22 protein-coding genes and 1 riboswitch are annotated in these 19,155 nt (G+C 64.0%); of the genes, 11 read left to right on the top strand and 11 right to left on the bottom strand.

Features of this window, described 5'->3' with window-relative positions; translation table 11 throughout:
* Positions 1-57 precede the first annotated feature (57 nt).
* Positions 58-972 carry a LysR substrate-binding domain-containing protein gene (locus IB262_RS00210; RefSeq protein WP_060605667.1) on the top strand — a complete coding sequence of 305 codons (915 nt, stop codon included), beginning with the start codon at positions 58-60 and terminating at the stop codon, positions 970-972.
* Here the strand turns inward: IB262_RS00210 and IB262_RS00205 are convergent.
* From IB262_RS00205 to IB262_RS00195, 3 genes are all read right to left on the bottom strand, one after another.
* Complete coding sequence (locus tag IB262_RS00205; protein WP_112974975.1) at positions 966-2,651, bottom strand: alpha/beta-hydrolase family protein; 1,686 nt, start codon at positions 2,649-2,651, stop codon at positions 966-968. The genes IB262_RS00210 and IB262_RS00205 overlap by 7 nt on opposite strands.
* A gap of 149 nt (positions 2,652-2,800) precedes the next feature.
* Positions 2,801-4,090 (bottom strand): mechanosensitive ion channel domain-containing protein, encoded by a 1,290-nt coding sequence (locus IB262_RS00200; protein ID WP_060515860.1) that lies wholly within the window; start codon positions 4,088-4,090, stop codon positions 2,801-2,803.
* A 137-nt stretch (positions 4,091-4,227) separates the two neighbouring features.
* The gene (locus IB262_RS00195) at positions 4,228-4,686 is read right to left on the bottom strand and encodes an Lrp/AsnC family transcriptional regulator (protein ID WP_034792047.1); all 459 of its coding nucleotides are present in this window, start codon (positions 4,684-4,686) and stop codon (positions 4,228-4,230) included.
* Positions 4,687-4,812: 126 nt separating this feature from the next.
* On the opposite strand from IB262_RS00195, the gene IB262_RS00190 reads away from it, so the two are divergent.
* A complete protein-coding gene (locus IB262_RS00190) occupies positions 4,813-6,096 on the top strand; it encodes a cystathionine gamma-synthase family protein (protein WP_034792023.1) in 1,284 nt (427 codons plus the stop codon).
* Positions 6,097-6,308: 212 nt separating this feature from the next.
* Here IB262_RS00190 and IB262_RS00185 read toward each other — a convergent pair whose 3' ends face one another.
* Together IB262_RS00185 and IB262_RS00180 are read right to left on the bottom strand one after the other, a co-directional pair.
* A complete protein-coding gene (locus IB262_RS00185; RefSeq protein ID WP_034792008.1) occupies positions 6,309-6,659 on the bottom strand; it encodes a VOC family protein in 351 nt (116 codons plus the stop codon).
* Between the two features lie 126 nt (positions 6,660-6,785).
* Positions 6,786-7,406: a TetR/AcrR family transcriptional regulator gene (locus tag IB262_RS00180; protein ID WP_060515859.1), complete on the bottom strand. Its 621-nt coding sequence runs from the start codon at positions 7,404-7,406 to the stop codon at positions 6,786-6,788.
* Between the two features lie 83 nt (positions 7,407-7,489).
* Between IB262_RS00180 and IB262_RS00175 the strand changes: the two genes are divergently transcribed.
* Genes IB262_RS00175 through IB262_RS00165 form a run of 3 tightly spaced genes read left to right on the top strand, consistent with a single transcriptional unit; the run spans position 7,490 to position 9,281 of the window.
* The gene (locus IB262_RS00175) at positions 7,490-8,305 is read left to right on the top strand and encodes a crotonase/enoyl-CoA hydratase family protein (RefSeq protein WP_060582596.1); all 816 of its coding nucleotides are present in this window, start codon (positions 7,490-7,492) and stop codon (positions 8,303-8,305) included.
* Between the two features lie 50 nt (positions 8,306-8,355).
* Entirely contained in the window at positions 8,356-8,718 is a 363-nt protein-coding gene (locus IB262_RS00170; protein ID WP_034791974.1) for a metalloregulator ArsR/SmtB family transcription factor, read from the top strand.
* On the top strand, positions 8,715-9,281 hold the full coding sequence (locus IB262_RS00165) for an SRPBCC family protein (protein WP_090294387.1): 567 nt from the start codon (positions 8,715-8,717) through the stop codon (positions 9,279-9,281). The genes IB262_RS00170 and IB262_RS00165 overlap by 4 nt, the downstream gene beginning before the upstream one ends.
* Positions 9,282-9,350: 69 nt before the next feature.
* Here the strand turns inward: IB262_RS00165 and IB262_RS00160 are convergent, their stop codons facing one another.
* Positions 9,351-9,830 carry an anthrone oxygenase family protein gene (locus IB262_RS00160; RefSeq protein WP_034791970.1) on the bottom strand — a complete coding sequence of 160 codons (480 nt, stop codon included), beginning with the start codon at positions 9,828-9,830 and terminating at the stop codon, positions 9,351-9,353.
* Complete coding sequence (locus IB262_RS00155) at positions 9,827-10,657, bottom strand: NAD(P)H-binding protein (protein WP_112974996.1); 831 nt, start codon at positions 10,655-10,657, stop codon at positions 9,827-9,829. The genes IB262_RS00160 and IB262_RS00155 overlap by 4 nt, the downstream gene beginning before the upstream one ends.
* Before the next feature lie 104 nt (positions 10,658-10,761).
* Between IB262_RS00155 and IB262_RS00150 the strand changes: the two genes are divergently transcribed.
* From IB262_RS00150 to IB262_RS00140, 3 genes are all read left to right on the top strand, one after another.
* Positions 10,762-11,454: a TetR/AcrR family transcriptional regulator gene (locus IB262_RS00150; protein WP_060515856.1), complete on the top strand. Its 693-nt coding sequence runs from the start codon at positions 10,762-10,764 to the stop codon at positions 11,452-11,454.
* Positions 11,453-11,715, top strand: a riboswitch (cobalamin riboswitch). It overlaps the preceding gene by 2 nt.
* Before the next feature lie 40 nt (positions 11,716-11,755).
* Positions 11,756-11,932: a CbtB-domain containing protein gene (locus tag IB262_RS00145; protein WP_034791966.1), complete on the top strand. Its 177-nt coding sequence runs from the start codon at positions 11,756-11,758 to the stop codon at positions 11,930-11,932.
* A 197-nt stretch (positions 11,933-12,129) separates the two neighbouring features.
* A complete protein-coding gene (locus IB262_RS00140) occupies positions 12,130-12,927 on the top strand; it encodes a CbtA family protein (protein ID WP_110818702.1) in 798 nt (265 codons plus the stop codon).
* Between the two features lie 38 nt (positions 12,928-12,965).
* On the opposite strand, the gene IB262_RS00135 is transcribed toward IB262_RS00140, so the two are convergent.
* Both IB262_RS00135 and IB262_RS00130 read right to left on the bottom strand, forming a co-directional pair.
* Complete coding sequence (locus IB262_RS00135; protein WP_246802553.1) at positions 12,966-13,832, bottom strand: (2Fe-2S)-binding protein; 867 nt, start codon at positions 13,830-13,832, stop codon at positions 12,966-12,968.
* A gap of 2 nt (positions 13,833-13,834) precedes the next feature.
* Positions 13,835-15,181 (bottom strand): glucoamylase family protein, encoded by a 1,347-nt coding sequence (locus IB262_RS00130; protein ID WP_112974998.1) that lies wholly within the window; start codon positions 15,179-15,181, stop codon positions 13,835-13,837.
* A 147-nt stretch (positions 15,182-15,328) separates the two neighbouring features.
* Here IB262_RS00130 and IB262_RS00125 point away from each other — a divergent pair, with 147 nt between their 5' ends.
* From IB262_RS00125 to IB262_RS00115, 3 genes are all read left to right on the top strand, one after another.
* Entirely contained in the window at positions 15,329-16,123 is a 795-nt protein-coding gene (locus IB262_RS00125; protein ID WP_034791962.1) for a DUF1194 domain-containing protein, read from the top strand.
* A gap of 103 nt (positions 16,124-16,226) precedes the next feature.
* Positions 16,227-16,949, top strand: a complete 723-nt coding sequence (locus tag IB262_RS00120) for a GntR family transcriptional regulator (RefSeq protein ID WP_112974999.1) — start codon at positions 16,227-16,229, stop codon at positions 16,947-16,949.
* A gap of 244 nt (positions 16,950-17,193) precedes the next feature.
* A complete protein-coding gene (locus IB262_RS00115) occupies positions 17,194-17,433 on the top strand; it encodes a DUF982 domain-containing protein (protein WP_034791960.1) in 240 nt (79 codons plus the stop codon).
* A 158-nt stretch (positions 17,434-17,591) separates the two neighbouring features.
* Here the strand turns inward: IB262_RS00115 and IB262_RS00110 are convergent, their stop codons facing one another.
* Together IB262_RS00110 and IB262_RS00105 are read right to left on the bottom strand one after the other, a co-directional pair.
* A complete protein-coding gene (locus tag IB262_RS00110) occupies positions 17,592-18,608 on the bottom strand; it encodes a glycosyl hydrolase (RefSeq protein ID WP_051659238.1) in 1,017 nt (338 codons plus the stop codon).
* A gap of 186 nt (positions 18,609-18,794) precedes the next feature.
* The gene (locus IB262_RS00105; RefSeq protein ID WP_034791958.1) at positions 18,795-19,148 is read right to left on the bottom strand and encodes a hypothetical protein; all 354 of its coding nucleotides are present in this window, start codon (positions 19,146-19,148) and stop codon (positions 18,795-18,797) included.
* Positions 19,149-19,155: the final 7 nt, after the last annotated feature.

Here is a 19,155-nt window from a genome sequence, read left to right as displayed (position 1 = left end):
CAGTCTGGCTAAACGATTTCACGCCGTGAGGGGCGCGATCAGAGCGGGAGGGCTCACGTGAAGGCGTTGCATTTCCTGCCCTATATCCGGGCGTTCGAGGCGGTCGCGCGCATCGGTTCCGTGCGCCAGGCGGCGGATGAGCTGGGCTTGAGTCCCGGCGCCGTGTCGCTGCAGCTGCGCCGGCTCTCGGAGACGACCGGCCTGACGCTGCTTGAAAAATCCGGCCGCAACATCAAGCTCACGGCCGCCGGCCGCGAGTTCGCGCAGACGGTTTCCCACGCGATCGGCAACCTTGCCGCCGCCGTCGAGGACGGCACCGACCGACGGCTCGAAAGCCACCAGCGCAAGCTGACGGTCGGCCTACCCCCGGCGCTCGCGATTGCCTGGATGGCCGGCCTCCTCGTACAGTTCGCGGGTGCGCGCGGCGTCACCGATCTTTCGATGCGCAATTGCATCCGCGCCAGCGACGTCGTCTGGGACGATGTCGATCTCGCCGTCGTCTACGACAATCCGCCCTTCGACGGCCTGTGGTGGCAGGCAGTCAGCGACGTGAAGCTCAGGACGGTCTGCTCGCCGCTCCTCTTCCCCCGGCTCGAGGGCCCGCTGCGCGAGCGGAAGCTGCGCGACGTCACGCTGCTGCATGAGGATGACGGCCGGGAATGGACGCGCTGGTCGGCCGCCTCGCGCATCTCGCTCGAAGGCAGCCGGAGCGTGCGGGTGCAATCGGTCGCGATCGCCGTCGCCTCGGCGCTACAGGGCCAGGGCATCGCGCTCGTCTCCGACGTGCTGACACGCTCCTATCTCTACGAAGGACGCCTGATCCAGCCCTTCCCGACGGCGATACCGGCCTCGGCCGGCTACTATCTGCTCTGCCCGACGGAAAAGGCGGAGGAGCCGCTGATCCAGGCCTTCGCCAACCAGATCGCCGCGCACCTGCGTGGCGAGCGGTCCGGCGACAAGCAGGCTCAGTAGCGGCCCTTGAGCAGCGCCTTCAGCCGCTCGGCGTCCGCCTCGCTGACATCAGCCGGTGCCATCACCTGCATCCACGCGTCGATATAGTGCTCCGGCGCATAGACATGGCCGTAGCCGATCGGCGAGGTCGTTGCGAGCGCCATGTCGGCAAGCAACTGGAACATGGTGACGACGGGGAACCATCTGAGCGCAGGAGAGACGTCGGCACCGCGCGGCGCCTTCATCCAGTCGGGCTCGCGGTAGAAGGAGTATGGATCGAAGAAGGTGATCGGGTCACTGGCATATTGCAGATAGACGATGCGGACATTGCCCCAGGTCGCGCCCGGGATGTTCAGCGCATTCTCCTGATTGGTGAAACGGATCACCGAGCCGTCGCGATAAAGCGGCCGCCACTCCGGCGAGCCCGGATTGCGGTTTCGGGTGATCTGCAGCCAGGTCTTGGTCGGGAACGGCGAGCCGACCCAGAGCGCGCCCTGGAACGGATCGCTGATGATATCGAAGGGATCGACCGAGCCTTGCGAGTTCATCGAGCCGAGGCTGAGGCCATAGAGATAGAGCTTCGGCCTTCTGTCCTTCGGCAACGTCGTCCAGTAGCCATAGACCGCATCGAAGAGCGCATCGGCCGTCTCCGCGCCATATTCCGGCTCGACCAGCAGCGACAGCCAGCTCGTGAGATAGGAATACTGCACAGCGACGCTGGCGACATCGCCCTTCATCAGATATTCGAGCGAATCGAGGCCGGGCGGATCGATCCAGCCGGTGCCGGTCGGCACCACGATCAGAAGGTTCGTGCGCTCGAAGCCGCCGACGCGCTTCAATTCCTCCAGCGCGAGCTTCGCCCGCTCCTTGGCGGTCTCGGCCGAATTGAGGCCGGCATAGACGCGCAATGGCTCTTTTGCCTCTCCGCCGAAGAAGCCGGCGATGTCCTTCGCCGCCGGACCGGAAGCGATGAACTGGCGCCCCTGGCGGCCGAGTTCGTCCCACGTCATCAGCGACGCGTTGCTGCCGGTCTTCAACGGATCGGTCGGCGGCGCGACATCCGGATCGATCAGCGCGTCCAACCGCTGGAACGAGCTGTCGGCCGCATGCAGCGCATACCGGAAGATAACGCCATCGGCCGCAGACCAGAAAAGCGCCAGCGCCGCGACCACGCCAGCGACCTTCGCCAGCGGCCGTGTCAGCACATGCTCGAAGCGGCGGGTCAGAAACCGGAAGGTCAAGCGGAACAGGCGCGCGATGAGCACGATGGCGACAAACACGAGGGCCGCGATCAGCCCGAGCTTGAACGGCTCAGCACTTTCGACCGGGTCGAGCCCCATGATCTGCCGCACCGTGTTCTGCCAGTAGGCGGTCCTCCAGAGGAAGGCGAGCGCAACCGCGGTGCAGCCGAGCGCCGCTAGCACCTTCACCGTAAGGCCTGTGCGGCCGCGGATCTCCGGCAGGTCGAGCAAGGACCACAGCCAGCGCAACAGTACGCCGATCGCATAGCCGGCGGAAAGCGACAGGCCCGAAATCACCGCCTGCACCACATAGGGCCGCGGGATGAGGCTCGGCGTCAGCGACATGGCAAAGAAGAAGACGCCGACGATGAGCCCCGTGGTCGAGAACGATGCCAGCAGCGTCGAGAGAAAACGCGGCATCGGCAACCTCGACAGCGGCGTTTGTTGAAGATGGTCCATGGCGTCGGGTCCCCACTGATGCTGGCACGGTCACCGGAACGACTGCGGGCTGTTCCGGCGCCGGCAATGTCGCTTCCCCGGCGTGTCCAGTCAATCGCTTACAACCGCAAGAGACCCTGACGCGAACCGGTCGACGGGCACTTCGGCCCCTAAACCCGGGTGACCTCGACCGGCGTCTTCATGATGATTTCACGGTGCGGGAACGGGATCGAAATGCCCGCCGCCTTGAACGCATCCCAGAGCGCCATCAGCACCTGCCCGCGAATGTTGGTGAGCCCGTTGCTCGGATCGGAAATCCAGAACCTCAGCTTGAAATCGAGCGACGAGGCGCCGAAACCCGTCATCCAGCACACCGGCTGGGCGTAGCTGCTCGCCACCCGCGGCAGCGATGCGGCGGTCTCGATGGCGATGCGCGCCACCTCGTGCGGGTCGCTGTCATAGGAGGTGCCGAAATCGACCTCGATGCGGACGAAGTCGCTGGAGAACGACCAGTTCACCACCTGCTGCGAAATGAAGTCCTCATTTGGAATGAGGTATTCCTTGCCGTCCCGGGTGATGACGGAGACGAAGCGGGAGCGCAGGTCGCGCACGGACCCGAAGGTATCGCCGAGCGTGATCGTGTCGCCCGGCTTGATGGATTTGTCGAGCAGGATGATGATACCGGAGATGAAGTTGGAAACCACCTTCTGCAGACCGAAACCGATGCCGACACCGACCGCCCCGGAGAAAACCGTCAGCGCCGTCAGGTCGATGCCGGTGGCCGATAGCGCGATTGCGCCGGCAAAGCCAATCAGTGCAATCTTGACCAGCTTGCTGATCAGCACCTTGAAGGAGGGTGTCAGGTCCGCTGACCGCTGGATCCAGTGCGACGAGACATTGCCGATCAAAACGGCAAGCCAGATCAGCGCGGCGGAGAGCACGATGGCTTTCAGGACGAGCAGCAGCGACAGGCGAACCGCACCGAGATTGATGGCAACGCCATCAAGTGTCGTCAGGATCACCCGGTCGAGCCCGACCGCATAGAGCGCAAAATAGATCCAGCCGACGACGGCGGTGACGCGCGCCAGCATCTGGTTGCGGATGATGCGTGTGAGCACCGAGATGACGAACCACGCCGCCGTCAGCGTCAGCGCGGTCGCCACCAACCAGCGATAGGACGGCCAGCCAAAGCGCAGGATCATGCCGTCGGCAATCCAGAGCCAGACGATCAGAAACAGCCACCGCAGCCGCCGCATGAAGGCGATGATGACCCGCAAGAGATCCGGATTGCCCTTGATCAGACGGGCTCGGGCTTCGACCCGCGGCTCTATCCGCTTCGCCAGTGCGCCGCAGACCAGGTAGCCGGCGACGATGATGGCGAGCTGATAATAGGTCCACTCGTTCAAAAAGACCGTCTGCAGCCAGGAAGCAGCGGCATCGAGCGCTGTTGCGAAATCCATCGTCTCTCTCCGAGAGAGCAAGGCGCCCGCCGAGCGTGTGGGACGCCCTCCTGACTCGAATCTAGGGCATCCCTGATGGTTTCAAAGCCGGATGGACGATTATCGAACCGCTTCAGAGGCTTATGGAGGGGTTGGCGCTAGACTCGCCGCTCCTTGATCGTGTTCATCACGAAACTCGTCTCGATCGAGGCGACGCATTTGAGCCTTGCGATCTTTTCCTTGATGAAACGCTCGTACTGATCGAGGCCGGCGCTCATCACCTTCAGCACGTAGTCGCGCGAGCCGGTCACCAGATGGCATTCGAGCACCTCGTCCCAGCCGCGCACCGCCTCTTCGAACATGACGATCTCGTCTTCGTGCTGGCGGCTGAGCGTGACGGTCGCAATCGCCGTCATCGTCCAGCCGTCGACTGCGGGATCGACCAAAGCCGTATAGCCGCGGATGACCCCGGTCTCTTCCAGCCGCCGTAGCCGACGCAGACAGGGCGACGCCGAGAGCCCCACCCGCTCGGCGAGCTCGTTGTTGGTCAGGCGGGCATCCGCCACCAGTTCCTTCAAAATCCTGCGATCCGTCTCGTCGGCAATTTTCTGCGCCATATCTTCTCAACTCAGCCAAATCTTTGCGCAACTCAAGGCGATCCCGCCGGAAATAGCAAGGATCGGTCCAAGCATCTGATATAATTTGCCTGTCAGTCGAGTCCGCTTCGCTTGAGGAGACAAGCCATGACCGCACCGCATCCCTCCAAAACCCACATCGGAAACCACAAGCTGCATCCTGAAACGCAGATGCTGAACTATGGCTACGATCCGGAACTGTCGGAGGGCGCGGTCAAACCTCCGGTCTTTCTGACCTCCACCTTCGTCTTCCGCTCCGCCGAAGAGGGCCGCGACTTCTTCGACTTTGTCTCCGGCCGGAAGGAACCGCCGGCGGGTGTCGGCGCCGGCCTCGTCTATTCGCGCTTCAACCACCCGAACAGCGAGATCGTCGAAGACCGTCTCGCCGTCTACGAGCGCACCGAAAGCTGCGCACTGTTCTCGTCGGGCATGTCGGCGATCGCCACGACGCTGCTCGCCTTCGTCAAGCCGGGCGACGCGGTGCTGCACAGCCAGCCGCTCTATGGCGGCACCGAGACGCTGCTTGCCCGCACCTTCCTCAATCTCGGCGTTTCCGCCGTCGGTTTTGCCGATGGCGTGAACGAGGCGGCCGTCAGCGCCGCCGCAGAAGAGGCGATGGCCAAGGGCCGGGTCTCGGTGATCCTGATCGAGACGCCGGCGAACCCGACCAATAGTCTCGTCGACGTCGCCATGATCCGCCGCGTTGCCGATGCGATCGGCAGGAAGCAGGGCCATACCCCGATCGTCGCCTGCGACAACACGCTGCTTGGGCCCGTCTTCCAGCGGCCGATCGAGCACGGCGCCGACATCTCGCTCTATTCGCTGACCAAGTATGTCGGTGGTCACTCCGACCTGATCGCCGGCGCCGCGCTCGGTTCCAAGGCGGTGATGAAGCAGGTGAAGGCGCTACGCGGTGCGATCGGCACGCAGCTCGATCCGCATTCCTGCTGGATGCTCGGCCGTTCGCTCGAAACGCTGGCGGTGCGCATGCAGAAGGCCGACGACAATGCCCGCATCGTCGCCGAATTCCTGCACGACCACCCGAAGGTCGAGCGTATCCACTACCTGCCCTTCCACGGCGAGGACACGCCGGTCGGCCGCACTTTCAAGACGCAGTGCACCGGCGCTGGCTCGACCTTCTCCTTCGATATCGCTGGCGGCCAGGAGGCGGCCTTCCGCTTCCTCAATGCGCTGCAGATCTTCAAGCTCGCCGTCAGCCTCGGCGGCACGGAATCGCTCGCCAGCCACCCGGCAGCGATGACCCATTCCGGCGTGCCGATCGAGGTGCGCCACCGCATCGGCGTGCTGGAATCGACCATCCGCCTGTCGATCGGTATCGAGCATCCCGACGACCTCGTGGCCGATCTTTCAAACGCGCTGTCGCTCGCCTGATGCAAGAGGCCGCCGGTCCAGCCGGCGGCATCCTTCGCGAGTTTGCAAGGACGCAATTCCAGACGGAAAACCGCTACGCACTCTTCCTGGAATTCGCTCGCTTGGCTGGCGCAATTCCGGACGGAGAACCGCTTCGCACTTTTCCTGAAATTCGCTCGCTTGGCTGGTGCAATTCCGGACGGAAAACCGCTGCGCACTTTTCCTGGAACTGCTCAGTGCGCCAGGATGTTGACGATATTGCCGAACGGGTCGCGCATGTAGAAACGGCGCACGCCCCAGGGCTCGTTGGTGATGTCGTAGACGATCTCGACACCGGCGGCCTTGGCTCGCTGATAGGCCCGGTCGACATCGTCCACCTCGATCGAAAGCACCGGCACCGGCGTATCGTTGCCGCCCTCGCTGGCGATGCTCACCTGTGGCATCGCGGCCTTGCCCTCGGCGGCAAAGGTCAGGATCCAGCCGTGATCCATCACCACGTCGAGTTCAAGCAGGTCGCCGTAGAAGGCGCGCGCCACTTGCGGGTCCGGGGCGTAGAGGTTTGAGACGATACGCTTGACTGTCATGGAATTCTGCTCCCTTCGACGCGCCGCAACGCGGCAGCATCGACGCTTACTGGTTGTTCGGCTGATAACGATACAGCCCATACTGCCCGCCAACGGCAGCCGATTGAAAGCGGAAATCGCCTCGCTTCAGAATGAAGCCGCCGCATGTTCCGATGGCGCCTTCGGGTTTGCTCCGGCAAGCGCCACCCGCACAAGCGTCGCCGCAGCCTTGCCCGCCACCTCCATGTAGTTTGGATCCCGGTGCAGCAGCACGACCGCGAAACTGCCGTCGAGCAGCAGCAGGATCTGCTTTGCCAGCACGGCCGGCTCGGCGACACCGGCTTCGGTAAAGGTCTCGGCAATCCAGGCCTCGAACTTCTTCTTGTGGGCGGCACCGATGCGGATCGCCGGATGACCGGGCATGTTGGCAAGCTCGGCGGAGGTGCGCAGGAAGCCACAGCCCTTCCATTTCGGATGGCGCGCCGCCCGCGCCAGGTTGACGAAGATCGCCTCGACCTTGTCGGCAATGTCCCCGTCGCCCGCGTCGAACCACTTGCGGAAGAGTTTCAGATTGGGCTGGTCGCGGCCTTCGAGATAGGCGGCGATCAGCTCGTCCTTGCTGTCGAAATGATAGTAGAGCGTGCGTTTGGTCACGCCCGCGGCTTCCGCCACCGCATCGACGCTGACGGCGCGGATGCCCTCGGCATAAAACAGCTTTTCCGCCGCTGCGACGATCAGGTCCCGGGTCGATTTCTCTGCTTTCGCCATCTCTCATGTATACCGACTAGTGAATATACATGGCATCTTCCCTCACCTAGCCTCTCCCCGTCAACAGCTGCCGGAGAGCAACCATGTCGAACACCGTGCTGATGCAGATTTCCGAGGGCATCGCCCTCCTCACTCTCAACCGACCAGAGAAACTCAACGCGCTGAACTACGAGCTGATCGACCGGCTCATGAGCCTTCTCGACCAGATCGAAGCGAACGACGGCGTCGGCGCCGTGATCATCACCGGCACCGGCGACCGCGCCTTTTCCGCCGGCGGCGATATCCATGAGTTCTCGGAAAGCGTGGCCAAGGGCGTAAACCCGGCCGTGCGCGATTTCGTCCGTCGCGGCCAGGGCCTGACGGCCCGGCTCGAAGCCTTTCCGAAGCCGGTCATCGCTGCCGTCAACGGGCTTGCCTATGGCGGCGGCTGCGAGATCACCGAAGCGGTGCATCTCGCTGTTGCAAGCGACCGGGCGCGTTTTGCCAAACCGGAAATCAAGCTCGGCATGCCGCCGACCTTCGGCGGCACCCAGCGCCTGCCGCGGCTCGCCGGCCGCAAGCGCGCGCTTGAACTGCTGCTGACAGGCGAGGATTTCTTGGCCGATCGCGCGCTGGAGCTGGGGCTCGTCAACCACGTCGTCGCTCATGAGGAACTGATGTCGGCCGCCCGTGACCTGGCAAAACGCATCATCGGCCACTCCCCGCTTGCAGTGCGCTCGATCATCACCGCCGTCACCCGCGGCCTCAACATGTCGATCGCCGAGGGGCTGCTGGTCGAAAGCGAACAGTTTGCCCAGATGGTGCCGACCGACGATCTTGCCGATGCGCTTGCCGCCTGGACGGGACGGCGCCTCCACGACGACCCACCGCGGCGTGGTCTCTTTTCGCGATACTTTTAAATTCAACCGAACGGTTGACAATTAGGTCGACCGAGAGGATATTCAACAATATGGTTGAATATCAGAACGCACATCTCGATGCCGTGTTTCACGCGCTTTCGGACCCGACGCGGCGCGCCATGCTCCAGGACCTTTCGCAGGGCGAAAGACTGGTGGGCGAGCTTGCGGCGCCGTTCTCGATCTCGCTGGCCGCGGCATCGAAGCACATCAAGGTGCTGGAAGGAGCAGGTCTGGTGCGCCGCGAAGTGAAAGGTCGCACGCATGTGTGCCGGCTCGATGCCGCGCCGATGCATGCAGGCATGGAATGGATGCGCCACTACGAAGCCTTCTGGCGCACCCGCATCGACGCACTCGAGGCGCTGCTTCTCGCCGAAGACGCCACAATCCAAACTGATCCGGAGGAAAAGCCATGACTTCGTCTGCCACAGCCTTTGCCGGCGCCGACTACGGCCGTGTCGTCGCACCGGACGCGGTGCGCATCGAGCGCCTGCTTCCCGGCCCGATCGAGCGGGTCTGGTCCTATCTGACGGAGGAAAGCAAGCGCCGGCTCTGGATGGCGTCCGGAACGATCGGATCGAAGGAAGGGGCCGAGGTCGAGCACGTCTTCCGCCATTCGGAACTGACGACGGAGGACGATCGGCCACCGCAGAAATACGCCGAGCACGCCGGCGAGGTGCGCAATTACGGCCACGTGCTCGCCTGGGAGCCGCCACGACTACTGGCCTATACCTGGAACGAAGAGACCGGCACCCCGTCGGAGGTCCGCTTCGAGCTCAGCCCCCGCGGGGACAAGGTGCTGCTCGTCGTCACCCATAAGCGCATCGCCGACCGCGCGGTCATGACCAGCTTCTCCGCCGGCTGGCACGTGCACCTCGACATTTTGCGCGCTCTGCTCGAAGGCGAAAAGCCGGCAGCCTTCTGGAGCAAGTTTGCCGACCTTGAAGCGCAATACGACGCGCGTATTCCGAAGCCCTGACGGCGGGATGGGCTTGAAGGTCAGGACGCGTGCAGGCGCCGGCAAGGATCGACTTGCCGGCGCTTTTCGTCAGGCTCGGGCGAAACCGAGAACGAAAAACGCCAGCGCGCCGATCGAGGCCCATGTGCGCACGTGGTTCCACCAGACCCAATCGGTCAGATAGCGCTCACGCCAGAGATCGGTCGCCGCCTGACCGGGGGCTGCCGCGGCGAGTGCGTCATTCATCGGCACGTTGAAGACAATGGTCACCAGCAGCACGCCAACGACATAGGCAATGCCACCGGCGGCAAGCCACCACCTGCCCTCGCCCCCCGAGATGAAGGCGACGACGACGAGCGCCAGGGCGAGCAGCGCCGTGCCCATGAAGGCGCTGAGGAAGATCGGGTTCTGGATCACGACATTGATGGCGTTCATCGCGGCGATCCCCTGCTCCGGCGGCAGCCGCGACAGGGCCTGCATGATGCAAACCGAGAAGATGAAGAACAGCCCGGCCATCAGGCCGGAACCGATCGCGGCGGCAAACGCCAGAGCGGGGATCAGCGGGATCATGCGGCAAGACTCCAAACACCAGTTGCTGCGGTTTCCCGGGCGTAATCGGCAAAGTCGCGCGGACGCCGCCCAAGCACGCGCTCGACATCGGACGTCATGCTGGAATTGCGTCCGTCGAGCACCGAGGTGAAGAGATAGCGGATGAGTTCGACATAGTCATCCGGCACGCCGTCCGCCTTGAGATGCGCTGCGAAGTCGGAAACCGGAATGGCCTGATAAGAGATCCGACGGTTGGCGGCCGCGGCGATCTCGGCGACGGCCTGGGCAAAGGTCATCAGGCGCGGGCCGGTCAAGGCATAGACCTTGCCGATATGCGCATCGTCCAGAAGGGCCTCAACCGCCACGTCGGCGATGTCGTCGCAACTGACGAAGGGCTCGGTGACCTCGTCCACCGGCAGGAAGACCGAACCACTCACCACGCTGTCGGCGAGGAAGCCTTCGTCGAAATTCTCGAAGAACCAGCTGCCCCGGATGACCGTCCAATCGGCGCCGGAGGCCTGCAGCGCACGCTCGGAGGCTTCCGCCTCGTCCTCGCCGCGGCCCGACAGGAGCACCAGCCGCTTGATGCCCGAGCGAACGGCAAGGCTCGAGAACCGGTCGATGACGTCGACGGCGCCCGGCACCGCCAGATCGGGCTGGTAGCAGACATAGATGCGATCGACATTTTCAAGGGCGGGCGCCCAGGTCGCCTCATCCGTCCAATCGAAGGAAGGCGACGCCGAACGGGCGCCGATGCGGACCGCTATGCCCCGCTCCCGAAGGCGATCGGCCACCCGCCGCCCCGTCTTGCCGGTACCGCCCAAAACCAGTGTGACTTTCTGAGACATCGTTTCCTCCTGAGGTTCCACCAACAAACATGAGCATCTCTCACATTTGCAAATGTGATAAATCCTCGTATTTTAGGAGTCAAGCCAAAATGTGAGCATTACTCATGATTCCAGATGCAAGTCCCGCCACGCTTCCCGCCGACGACGAGCCTGCGCTGCGCCGGACGCCGAGCCAGAAGCGCAGCCGCGAGCGCGTCGAGCAGATCCTTGCCTGCGCGACGGCGCTCATCCAGGAGAAGGGCAGTGACGCCATGCGCATGAGCGAAGTCGCTGAAAAGGCTGGGATTTCGATCGGATCACTTTATCAGTACTTCCCCGACAAGGCGGCAATCGTGCGCACGCTGGCCGAGCGCTACAATGCGGTCTGCAACGAGTGCATCGCGGCCGAACTGGCCAAGGTCACGTCGATAGCCGAACTGCGCGACGCCTTCTCGCTGCTGTTCGACATCTACTATGACATGTTCCTCGCCGAGCCGGTCATGCGCGACATCTGGTCGGCGATGCAGGCCGACAAGGCACTGCGCGAGATCGATCTTGCGCAAAGCCGCGCCGGCGGAAAGCTGCTTGCCGATGTCTGGGCCCGCCTTGTGCCGGAGACGCCGCGCGAAGAGATCGACAGCGCCGCCTTCCTGATCATGCATCTCGGCGACTGCACCATGCGACTTGCAGTCTCGGTCGACCGGGCCGAGGGTGACCAGATCGTCGAAGCCTACAAACGCATGACCATCAAGGATTTTGTCGCGGATGGACCGCGCGGCGGCGCGCACTCAATTGACAACTCCATGACACAATCCTAATCATCTGGGATCGATTGGTTCCCGGGACGCGAACGTGTTTCGGGAGTAAACGGGAATGTGACGGATGGACCCAAGCTGGGCATTCAAATCACGGCCGACCCCGCGACTGTAGAGCGACGTCGATCCACCGTTCCGGAGCGATCCGGAAGAAGCCACTGGCAAGACCGCGAGAGGGCGGCCGAGCTGGGAAGGCGAGGCAGATCGAGGGCATCGAGCCCAACGCCGTGAGCCAGGAAACCTGCCACTCGATACGGGCATAGGGCCCAACCGGGAATTTCCCGATGCCATCACGGAGGTTGTCATGGCTACGTCTACCATTTCGAGCACCCCGCTCTCCCTCAGCGATCGTCTGACCGCTGGCGTCATCGCGCTCTTCATCGGCGCATTCCTCGTCTTTGGCGCCGGCCTTGCCAACTCGGCAGTGCTGCACGACACGGCGCACGACACCCGCCACTCCTACGGCTTCCCCTGCCACTGACCGATGCGCCGGAACGTGAACAACGTTCCGCATCGAACAATCTGCGGACCTGAACGCATCCGGCCCGAGCCGGATGGAGGCCTGCGTGCATCCCGGTTTTTCCGGCGCGCGAAGGCCATCCGCAGCATAGGGAAAATGGGAAGGCTCAAGGACCACGCCACAGGGCGTGGCTTTTGTCGTTATCGAGGGATTTCAAGATGATTGTCAGAACGCTTCTGGCCGCGATCGTGGCTGGATTGATTGCCGGTGTCTTCATGACCGGCGCCCAGGAACTGCGCGTCACACCGCTGATCCTGCATGCAGAAGAATTCGAAGGCGAGGCACCGGCCGCCACCGAACAGCCCGCCGCCCAGCCGGGTGCGGCACAGCCGGCCGCAGAAAACCACGACCAGCACTCGTCGCTCAAAGCCGTGTCGCCGTTCGGCGCCTTTCTCGACGCTTTGTCGCCGATCACCCCGGCCTATGCCCATGAGGGCGAGCATGAGGAAGGCGGCATCATGTTCGGCATGAGCCGCTTCTCCGGCACGCTGATGGCGAACCTCGTCACAGGTTCCGGCTTCGGCCTGCTGCTCGCCGGCGTCAGCCTGGTGATCGGCTACCCGATCACGCTCAGGAACGGCGCGCTGTGGGGCGCCTGCGGCTGGCTTGCCGTGCACATGCTGCCGGCGATCGGTCTGCCGCCGGAACTGCCGGGCTTTCCGGCAGCCGAACTCGGCGACCGCCAGACCTGGTGGCTGGTGACAGTGGCGCTCTCCGCCGTCGGCCTCTATCTCGTTGTCCTGCGCGAGGAGATCGTCTCCAAGGTCGCAGGCCTGGTGCTGATCGCAGCACCCCATGTCTACGGTGCGCCGCAGCCGCTCGATATCACCAGCAACGTTCCGGCCGTGCTCGGCGCCGAGTTTGCGGTTGCCGCACTCGCCACCACGCTCGCCTTCTGGATCGTGCTCGGCGTCGTCTCCGGCTTCATCAACGAGCGCTTCGTCAAGGCACAGTGATCACTGATCACAGATCGTCAGCAAAGCGACGGCGGGGTTCAGGTCCCGCCGTTTTGCATGAGATGCGCCGCCAGCCGCGCGCGGCGATCTTCCGGCTCCAGCAGCACGCAAGTGTCGCAGAAGCTGCCCCCTTCCGTCTTGAAGTAGAGACAGCAGCCGCAACGGATCCGATACTGGCGCGACAGCTGAGCGCCGCTTGCCGGATCGAGAGCCGCGATCTGCTCGTAGCAGAGCTCCTCTGAGTAGAGCCGCGAACCCGGTCGTTTGACGATCGCCAGCGCCTCGGCCCTGCCGCGCGCCTCGTCGCCGATCGCGCGGCCGATTTCCAGGAACGCGCCGGCCAGGGCATCGGCCGCGAGCCGCCATTGCGCCCCGCTCGACAGCCCTGCTCGCGCTTTCAGAACCGCAACGACGGGTACCAGATGGGCGATGAAGCCCTGTTCGAATGCGCTGACGCCTTCGCCACCCTGGCGCTCCGTGGCCGGCGGATGCAGGCGAAAATGATAGCGCTTGCCCGCGATTTCGACGCCACGGTGAAGCCGCGTCCAATCCTCGAAACGAATGCCGGCCACCTCCGCCTGCAACCCGGCGCCGAGATGGAACGCGCCAAGGACTACGCTCAGCTGGCGGCTATAGAAGGCGATCAGATGCGCCGCCCGGACCCGGTCGGTCATGCCGACCCCGAAGAAATCCTGATAGGCGAGCCCCGCCTCAAGGCCAGCGCTGCCCGTAGCCCAGAAGTCACCCGGCGCGCTGAAATCACTGGCCGCCGGCCCGAGCGAGACGGCAGCCTCGGGAAACTGGGCACGCAGATGGTCGGCGACGGCCAGCGCCTGCGGCGCAAACGCCGCGGTCTCCGCTGTCGGCCGGTGGTCGTTCGAGCGCATGCCGTCTCCGTCGTCCATTCTCATCCTCTGGCGCGGGATGCGGGCGGATTACCACACGCGCCTTCCCCCTCCTGCAGCCAGCCACCGTCGAAGCCCGCCCGCTCAAGGCCGAGGCGGATCGCCGGTATGCTGCGCATCAGCGCCCAGCTAAGGCCGCTTTGCCAGTTCTCGATCATCATGACAACGATGCCCTGGTCAAGACCGACGACACGCGCATCGATCCAGCCCTCCGGGCCTGTGCCGGCGGCCAGGCTCGGATTAAAGCCGCCAGGAAAGCGCCCTTCGCTCAAAAGTCCCGGATAACTGTCTGCCATATGCACGAGGGAGGCCTGCGCCGCATCCGGCTCGAACGGCAGGCAGGCAAGCGGCGCCCAGGGCACGAGCGTGCCGTCATCAAGGCCGTAGGGTGCGCCGCGGTTCACATAGCCGAAAAGCCGCTGCTGGCGCCCATCCGCAAGCCGCAGCCGGCCGCGGGGCGCATGGCAGGCGCTCAGACCCCACAGGTCCTCGCCATATCCGGCGAAACCGCCGGGATTGGAGCGCGCATGGTCCCGCTGCAAGGCGATGGCGCGTCGGGTATTCTCGAAATAATCCGTCCCCCGCTCCCGCATCGTCCGGTCGGAAAGCCCGCGCAGATCGAGCCAGGCCTGCGGAAAGAGATGGATGAAGAGTGGCGCCGCATGCAGATGCGGCCGGCCGTCGACGGGAATCCAGTCATGGCCCTCGGCAAAGGCCGCATAGTGCTCCGGTTCGATCGAATGGTCGGGCGCGCCGAGTGCCAGCACATAGAGCAGCAGCGCTTCGCTGTAACCCCGCCAGCGATGCTTCAAGAACCGCCCCGGCGGCCGCCAGCCCATCGTCAGCGTGTCGCCCCGATTGAGCGCCCAGCGCCAGTCCACCCGCGCATAGAGCCGATCGGCAAGAGCGCGGATCTCGCATTCGTCCGCATCCCTACCGGAAAAATATGCAGAGGCGGTCAGGCAGCCGGCGATCAGCAGCGCCGTATCGACGGTCGAAAGCTCGCTCTGCCAGGTGCGCTCGCCGGTCCGCATGTCGAGGAAGTGATGGTAGAAGCCGCGATAGCCGGTCGCCTGCCGGTGGCGGGACTGCGGGCTTTGGACAAGGAAGCGCAGGGTCGTCACCACCCGCCGCGCCGCATCGCTGCGCGAGAGCCAGCCGCGCTCGACGCCGATCGGATAGCAGGAAAGGCCGAAGCCGGTCGCAGCGATGCTCGCCGGCGCGCCCGGCAACGCGGTGTCGGCGATCAGTCCGGTGACCGGATCCGAATGTTCGAGGAAATACCCGAACGCCGCCTGCTGCAATCGATCGATCTGAAATCGCTCAGTATTTTCCGTACGCTGCGGCATTTCGCCTTTCCTGTCCGACATCCGGCCTCATGCAGGACCCGGCAAAATCACTCTTTAGTGAAGGCCAACTACACCCAAACGGTCGCCGAAATCCAATCTTGTGTTACAGTCTTCTAATCTGACCGCGCGCAATGACTGGTTGAAGCGATGTTGAGCGTGTTGGCGTTACTCCTTTCATTGAGTGGTGGCCCGAGCCCATCGACCGCCGAGGCGACGAATGTCGACGTCGAACTGATCCTGGCGGTCGACATGTCCGGCTCGATGGATCTCGACGAGGCCCGCATCCAGAGGGCCGGCTATGTCGAGGCACTCCGGCATCGCGACTTCCTTGATGCGGTCGAAAGCGGCCAGCTGGGCAAGATCGCCATCGGCTATTTCGAATGGGCCGGAACGGTGAACGAGTCCTCCGTTGTCGCCTGGAAGGTCATCGACAATGCCGCCGACGCCGACGCCTTCGCCAAGCTGATCGAAGCGCGGCCGGTCGGCACACGCCGCGGCACCTCCATCTCCAACGCCATCACCTATGGCACGGCGCTGATCGATTCCAACGCGTTCAGCGGCGTGCGAAGGGTCATCGACATCTCCGGCGACGGGCCGAACAACATCGGCCCGCCGGTGCTTCCAGCCCGCGAGATCGCGATCACGCGCGGCATCACCATCAACGGGCTTGCCATCCTCATCCGCCCGTCGGTTTCGACCGGCCCGCTTGACCAATATTATGCCGAATGTGTCATCGGCGGCCCCGGCTCCTTCGTGCTGCCGGTGCACGAGCCCGAAGATTTCTCCATCGCGATCCGCCAGAAACTGGTGCTCGAAGTCAGCGGCCTGCCACCGCCGCCGACCATACGCTATGTCGATGCCTTCCCGGCGCCCGATTGCCTGATCGGCGAGAAATTGCGACCGGGCTTCCTCGACCGGGTCTATCCGGAGCTCGACAAGTAGCCTCGCTCGACCGGACGATGCCCCGCAACCTTTGCGCGTCAGATTGTCGTTTCCCTTCGCTTCGTCCGACGATAAGATGGCGCGTTGCTTCGCGGATCGATTCATGTCCTTGACCACCACGCCCCATCAGACCGAACTGGCCACAGACCCGACCACCGACACCGGCAGTCAGCACATCCGCGATACATTGCGCGATGCGATCGTCGAGCGGCGGCTTGCGCCTGGCACCAAGCTTTCGGAAAGCGACGTCGGCGAACTGTTCAATGTCAGCCGAACGCTGGTGCGCGCCGCCCTGCAGGCGCTGTCCTATGAGGGCCTCGTCAACGTCGAGAAGAACCGCGGCGCCTTTGTTGCGCACCCTTCGATCGATGAGGCGCGCCAGATCTTTGCGACCCGCCGGCTGATCGAACCCGGCGTCGTGCGCGCCGCCGCCGCCCAGATCGGCAAGGCGGAGCTTTCCGAACTCAGGCGCATGCTGGCAGCCGAGCGCCAACTGACCGAACAGCGCGGTCAATCGGCCCGTCGTGCGGAAATCAAGGCATCGGGTGATTTCCACCTGGCGCTTGCCGACCTCTCCGGCAACACCATTCTGCGCCGCTTCATGGACGAGCTCGTCGCCCGCTCCTCGCTGGTCATCGCGCTTTACGGACAATCGACCGTTTCGAGCTGCGGCCACAGCGAACACGACGAGATCGTCAACGCGATCGAGCGTGGCGACATCGACGCGGCCGCGCGGCTGATGGTCCACCACATCGACCATATCGAAGCCGACCTCGACCTGCGCGTTCTGAAGTCGACCGACCTCAAGGCAGCGCTGGAACTCTAGTGCCGCCACCTGCGCCGGGCCTGGATTTTCAAAGCTTTTCAACACCGGTCCGAGCTCGATGGAGCTCCCGTCGGACCTCCCTTCGTCCGCCGTCGGCAAAAGCGACGCAACCAAAAGATCAGGTTCGCAAAGCCGGAGAGAACTCGCCTGCCGTCAGCGCGAATAAAATCGGTCGACAACATGGAACCATCCCGCTGCTCTCGCGTTGCCCTCTCGCTCGAAAAGACTGTGAACGAGGAATGCAATGAGCGAGAAACTCTTTCCCACTCCCATCCCCCTGAAACTTTCGGCACGACGGCAGACCGTGGTCAGAACGGTGTTCGAAGCCGTGGAACTGCTCAGGCAGTGGCCGGGCCGTCGTGGCCGGGAATATCGCGCAGCCCTCAGGCGCTGCCTGGATGCGCTGGATGGATTGACGAGTACGGACCGGGCGAGCCGCTGCTTTGCCGCAGCCGCCCGGGAATCGGGCCTGTTGCTGGCCTGATCCGGGCGACCGGGATGATCCGGAACCGCAACGGTGATCCGGGATATCAAGGGCTCGGCGTTTGAAGCTTTCACGATGCGCCGAAGGACGATCGGCGCATCGCCCCGACCGAAAGCACCTCAGCTGCGATCAGCAAGATTTCATGCCACGCGCGGCGATCAGTCGGCGAGTTCGGCCGCTTCCTTCGGTCCACGGTCGGCAAGCGCCTTGAGCGCCGCCTTGTCGAGCCGCCAGTCCGGCGCTCCGTAACCGAGCGGCCACTTGTACGGCTCCTTGTCGTTGAAGAAGACGACGGTCGTCAGAAGCGGGAAGGCCTGGCGGTAGGTCTGCTGATCCAGGATTTCGGCATACCATGCACGCTTGTAATCGGCCGAGCCGGAGACCCCGAGTTCGGCAACGATCACGGGCTTGCCGTAACGCGAAACGCGCTGGTACTTTTCCTTGAGCGCTTCGCCGAAGCGACGCTCGCGACCCCAATAGTCGACGTCCATCTTCTGCAGGCCCCAAACCGGGATGCCGATCGCATCGACGACATCGTCGCCCGGATAATAGGCCGCGAGATTGCGATGGCCCTTCGGCGACCAGACGTAGCGGGCGGCCGGCGCGAGTTCCCGGCACTTGCTGACGAAGTAGCGGAACGCCGTCTTGTAGCCTTCGCTGTCGCGCCGCGCCCAGGGATAGCGCTCGCCGGGCTCTTCCATCTCATGGCCCCAGCGAATGTAGACCGGCCCGCGGAAGTCGGCGGCGCGCGTGCAAATATCGGTAATCTCGCGATCGAAGCGGCCCTTGCCGATATCGGCAAACAGCCGGTTGCCGCCGGCGCGCCAGTCGGCGGCATGGGTATAGGGCTCGACCGAAAGCATCAGCGCCCGCCCCTGTCGCGCGGCATTTGCGAACTTCCGTTTCAGCTGCGCCCGATCCGGCTTCTGCCAGTAGACGAAGACATGCTCGAGTGTCAGCGCGTCGCTGGATGCGACCGCATCATGCGGATCGTAAACACCGATTTCGACCGTGCGTGTTTCCCGCTCCCTTGCCTCAGGCGTGATGGCGGCGGTCGTCAGCGACCGATCAATACCGTCTACGGGATCCTGCGCGCGGCCCGGCGTGACTCCGGCAACCGCCAGAAGCGCCAGCGCGCCAGCACCGAGGACCGATCTTGGGACAGCAATAGGCAACGATTTTCTCCAGCGTGCCACATCTGGCACCGCATAAAACCAGACATGGCTTGCTGCGCGCTGGAAGCCGGTGCGATCGCGAGGCCGTGGGCGTCATGCCCGGATGGCAAAAAGGCCGCCGCCAAGGCTGGCAACCGCCCCGTCTCCATGATCGATTGCGCCTGCCTTCCCGAACGCGACAGACTGTTAGAGCGAGGCTCTGAGGAAACAGTGCGACGTGCGCCCGAAGCCGCTCGGCGAGCAGATATAGGGCGCGCGGCCGAGGTAGGTTGCCGTGCGCCTGCGCGTCGGTGCCGGCTCGACGATGTCTTCATCCGCCTCGGCGATCTTCAGCTGCTTCTCTTCCTTGCGGACCTTGATCGAAGGGCTCGCATAGGCACTCGAATGGCCCGATGCAAACAGCGGCGTTTCGCTGACGACCGTCGACGAGCAGCCGGCGGACAGAAGCAGGAGGCTTAGAACTGATGTCGTCGGTACGAGAAACTTGAAACCCGAAACGGCGGTGCGGCCTACGCCGGCACATGCGGTTTTGATTCGCATAAACGTC

It is taken from the genome of Ensifer sp. ENS02 (assembly GCF_014851885.1).
Lineage (GTDB): Bacteria > Pseudomonadota > Alphaproteobacteria > Rhizobiales > Rhizobiaceae > Ensifer > Ensifer adhaerens.
The sequence above is the reverse complement of the archived record's forward strand: the minus strand, read 5'-3'. Positions and strand labels throughout refer to the sequence as shown.

Coding starts and splice junctions, on each gene's coding strand:
- IB262_RS00205 (WP_112974975.1), bottom strand. CDS start 2,651: ATGGACCATCTTCAACAAACGCCGCTGTCGAGGTTGCCGATGCCGCGT.
- IB262_RS00200 (WP_060515860.1), bottom strand. CDS start 4,090: ATGGATTTCGCAACAGCGCTCGATGCCGCTGCTTCCTGGCTGCAGACG.
- IB262_RS00195 (WP_034792047.1), bottom strand. CDS start 4,686: ATGGCGCAGAAAATTGCCGACGAGACGGATCGCAGGATTTTGAAGGAA.
- IB262_RS00190 (WP_034792023.1), top strand. CDS start 4,813: ATGACCGCACCGCATCCCTCCAAAACCCACATCGGAAACCACAAGCTG.
- IB262_RS00185 (WP_034792008.1), bottom strand. CDS start 6,659: ATGACAGTCAAGCGTATCGTCTCAAACCTCTACGCCCCGGACCCGCAA.
- IB262_RS00180 (WP_060515859.1), bottom strand. CDS start 7,406: ATGGCGAAAGCAGAGAAATCGACCCGGGACCTGATCGTCGCAGCGGCG.
- IB262_RS00175 (WP_060582596.1), top strand. CDS start 7,490: ATGTCGAACACCGTGCTGATGCAGATTTCCGAGGGCATCGCCCTCCTC.
- IB262_RS00170 (WP_034791974.1), top strand. CDS start 8,356: ATGGTTGAATATCAGAACGCACATCTCGATGCCGTGTTTCACGCGCTT.
- IB262_RS00165 (WP_090294387.1), top strand. CDS start 8,715: ATGACTTCGTCTGCCACAGCCTTTGCCGGCGCCGACTACGGCCGTGTC.
- IB262_RS00160 (WP_034791970.1), bottom strand. CDS start 9,830: ATGATCCCGCTGATCCCCGCTCTGGCGTTTGCCGCCGCGATCGGTTCC.
- IB262_RS00155 (WP_112974996.1), bottom strand. CDS start 10,657: ATGTCTCAGAAAGTCACACTGGTTTTGGGCGGTACCGGCAAGACGGGG.
- IB262_RS00150 (WP_060515856.1), top strand. CDS start 10,762: ATGATTCCAGATGCAAGTCCCGCCACGCTTCCCGCCGACGACGAGCCT.
- IB262_RS00145 (WP_034791966.1), top strand. CDS start 11,756: ATGGCTACGTCTACCATTTCGAGCACCCCGCTCTCCCTCAGCGATCGT.
- IB262_RS00140 (WP_110818702.1), top strand. CDS start 12,130: ATGATTGTCAGAACGCTTCTGGCCGCGATCGTGGCTGGATTGATTGCC.
- IB262_RS00135 (WP_246802553.1), bottom strand. CDS start 13,832: ATGGACGACGGAGACGGCATGCGCTCGAACGACCACCGGCCGACAGCG.
- IB262_RS00130 (WP_112974998.1), bottom strand. CDS start 15,181: ATGCCGCAGCGTACGGAAAATACTGAGCGATTTCAGATCGATCGATTG.
- IB262_RS00125 (WP_034791962.1), top strand. CDS start 15,329: ATGTTGAGCGTGTTGGCGTTACTCCTTTCATTGAGTGGTGGCCCGAGC.
- IB262_RS00120 (WP_112974999.1), top strand. CDS start 16,227: ATGTCCTTGACCACCACGCCCCATCAGACCGAACTGGCCACAGACCCG.
- IB262_RS00115 (WP_034791960.1), top strand. CDS start 17,194: ATGAGCGAGAAACTCTTTCCCACTCCCATCCCCCTGAAACTTTCGGCA.
- IB262_RS00105 (WP_034791958.1), bottom strand. CDS start 19,148: ATGCGAATCAAAACCGCATGTGCCGGCGTAGGCCGCACCGCCGTTTCG.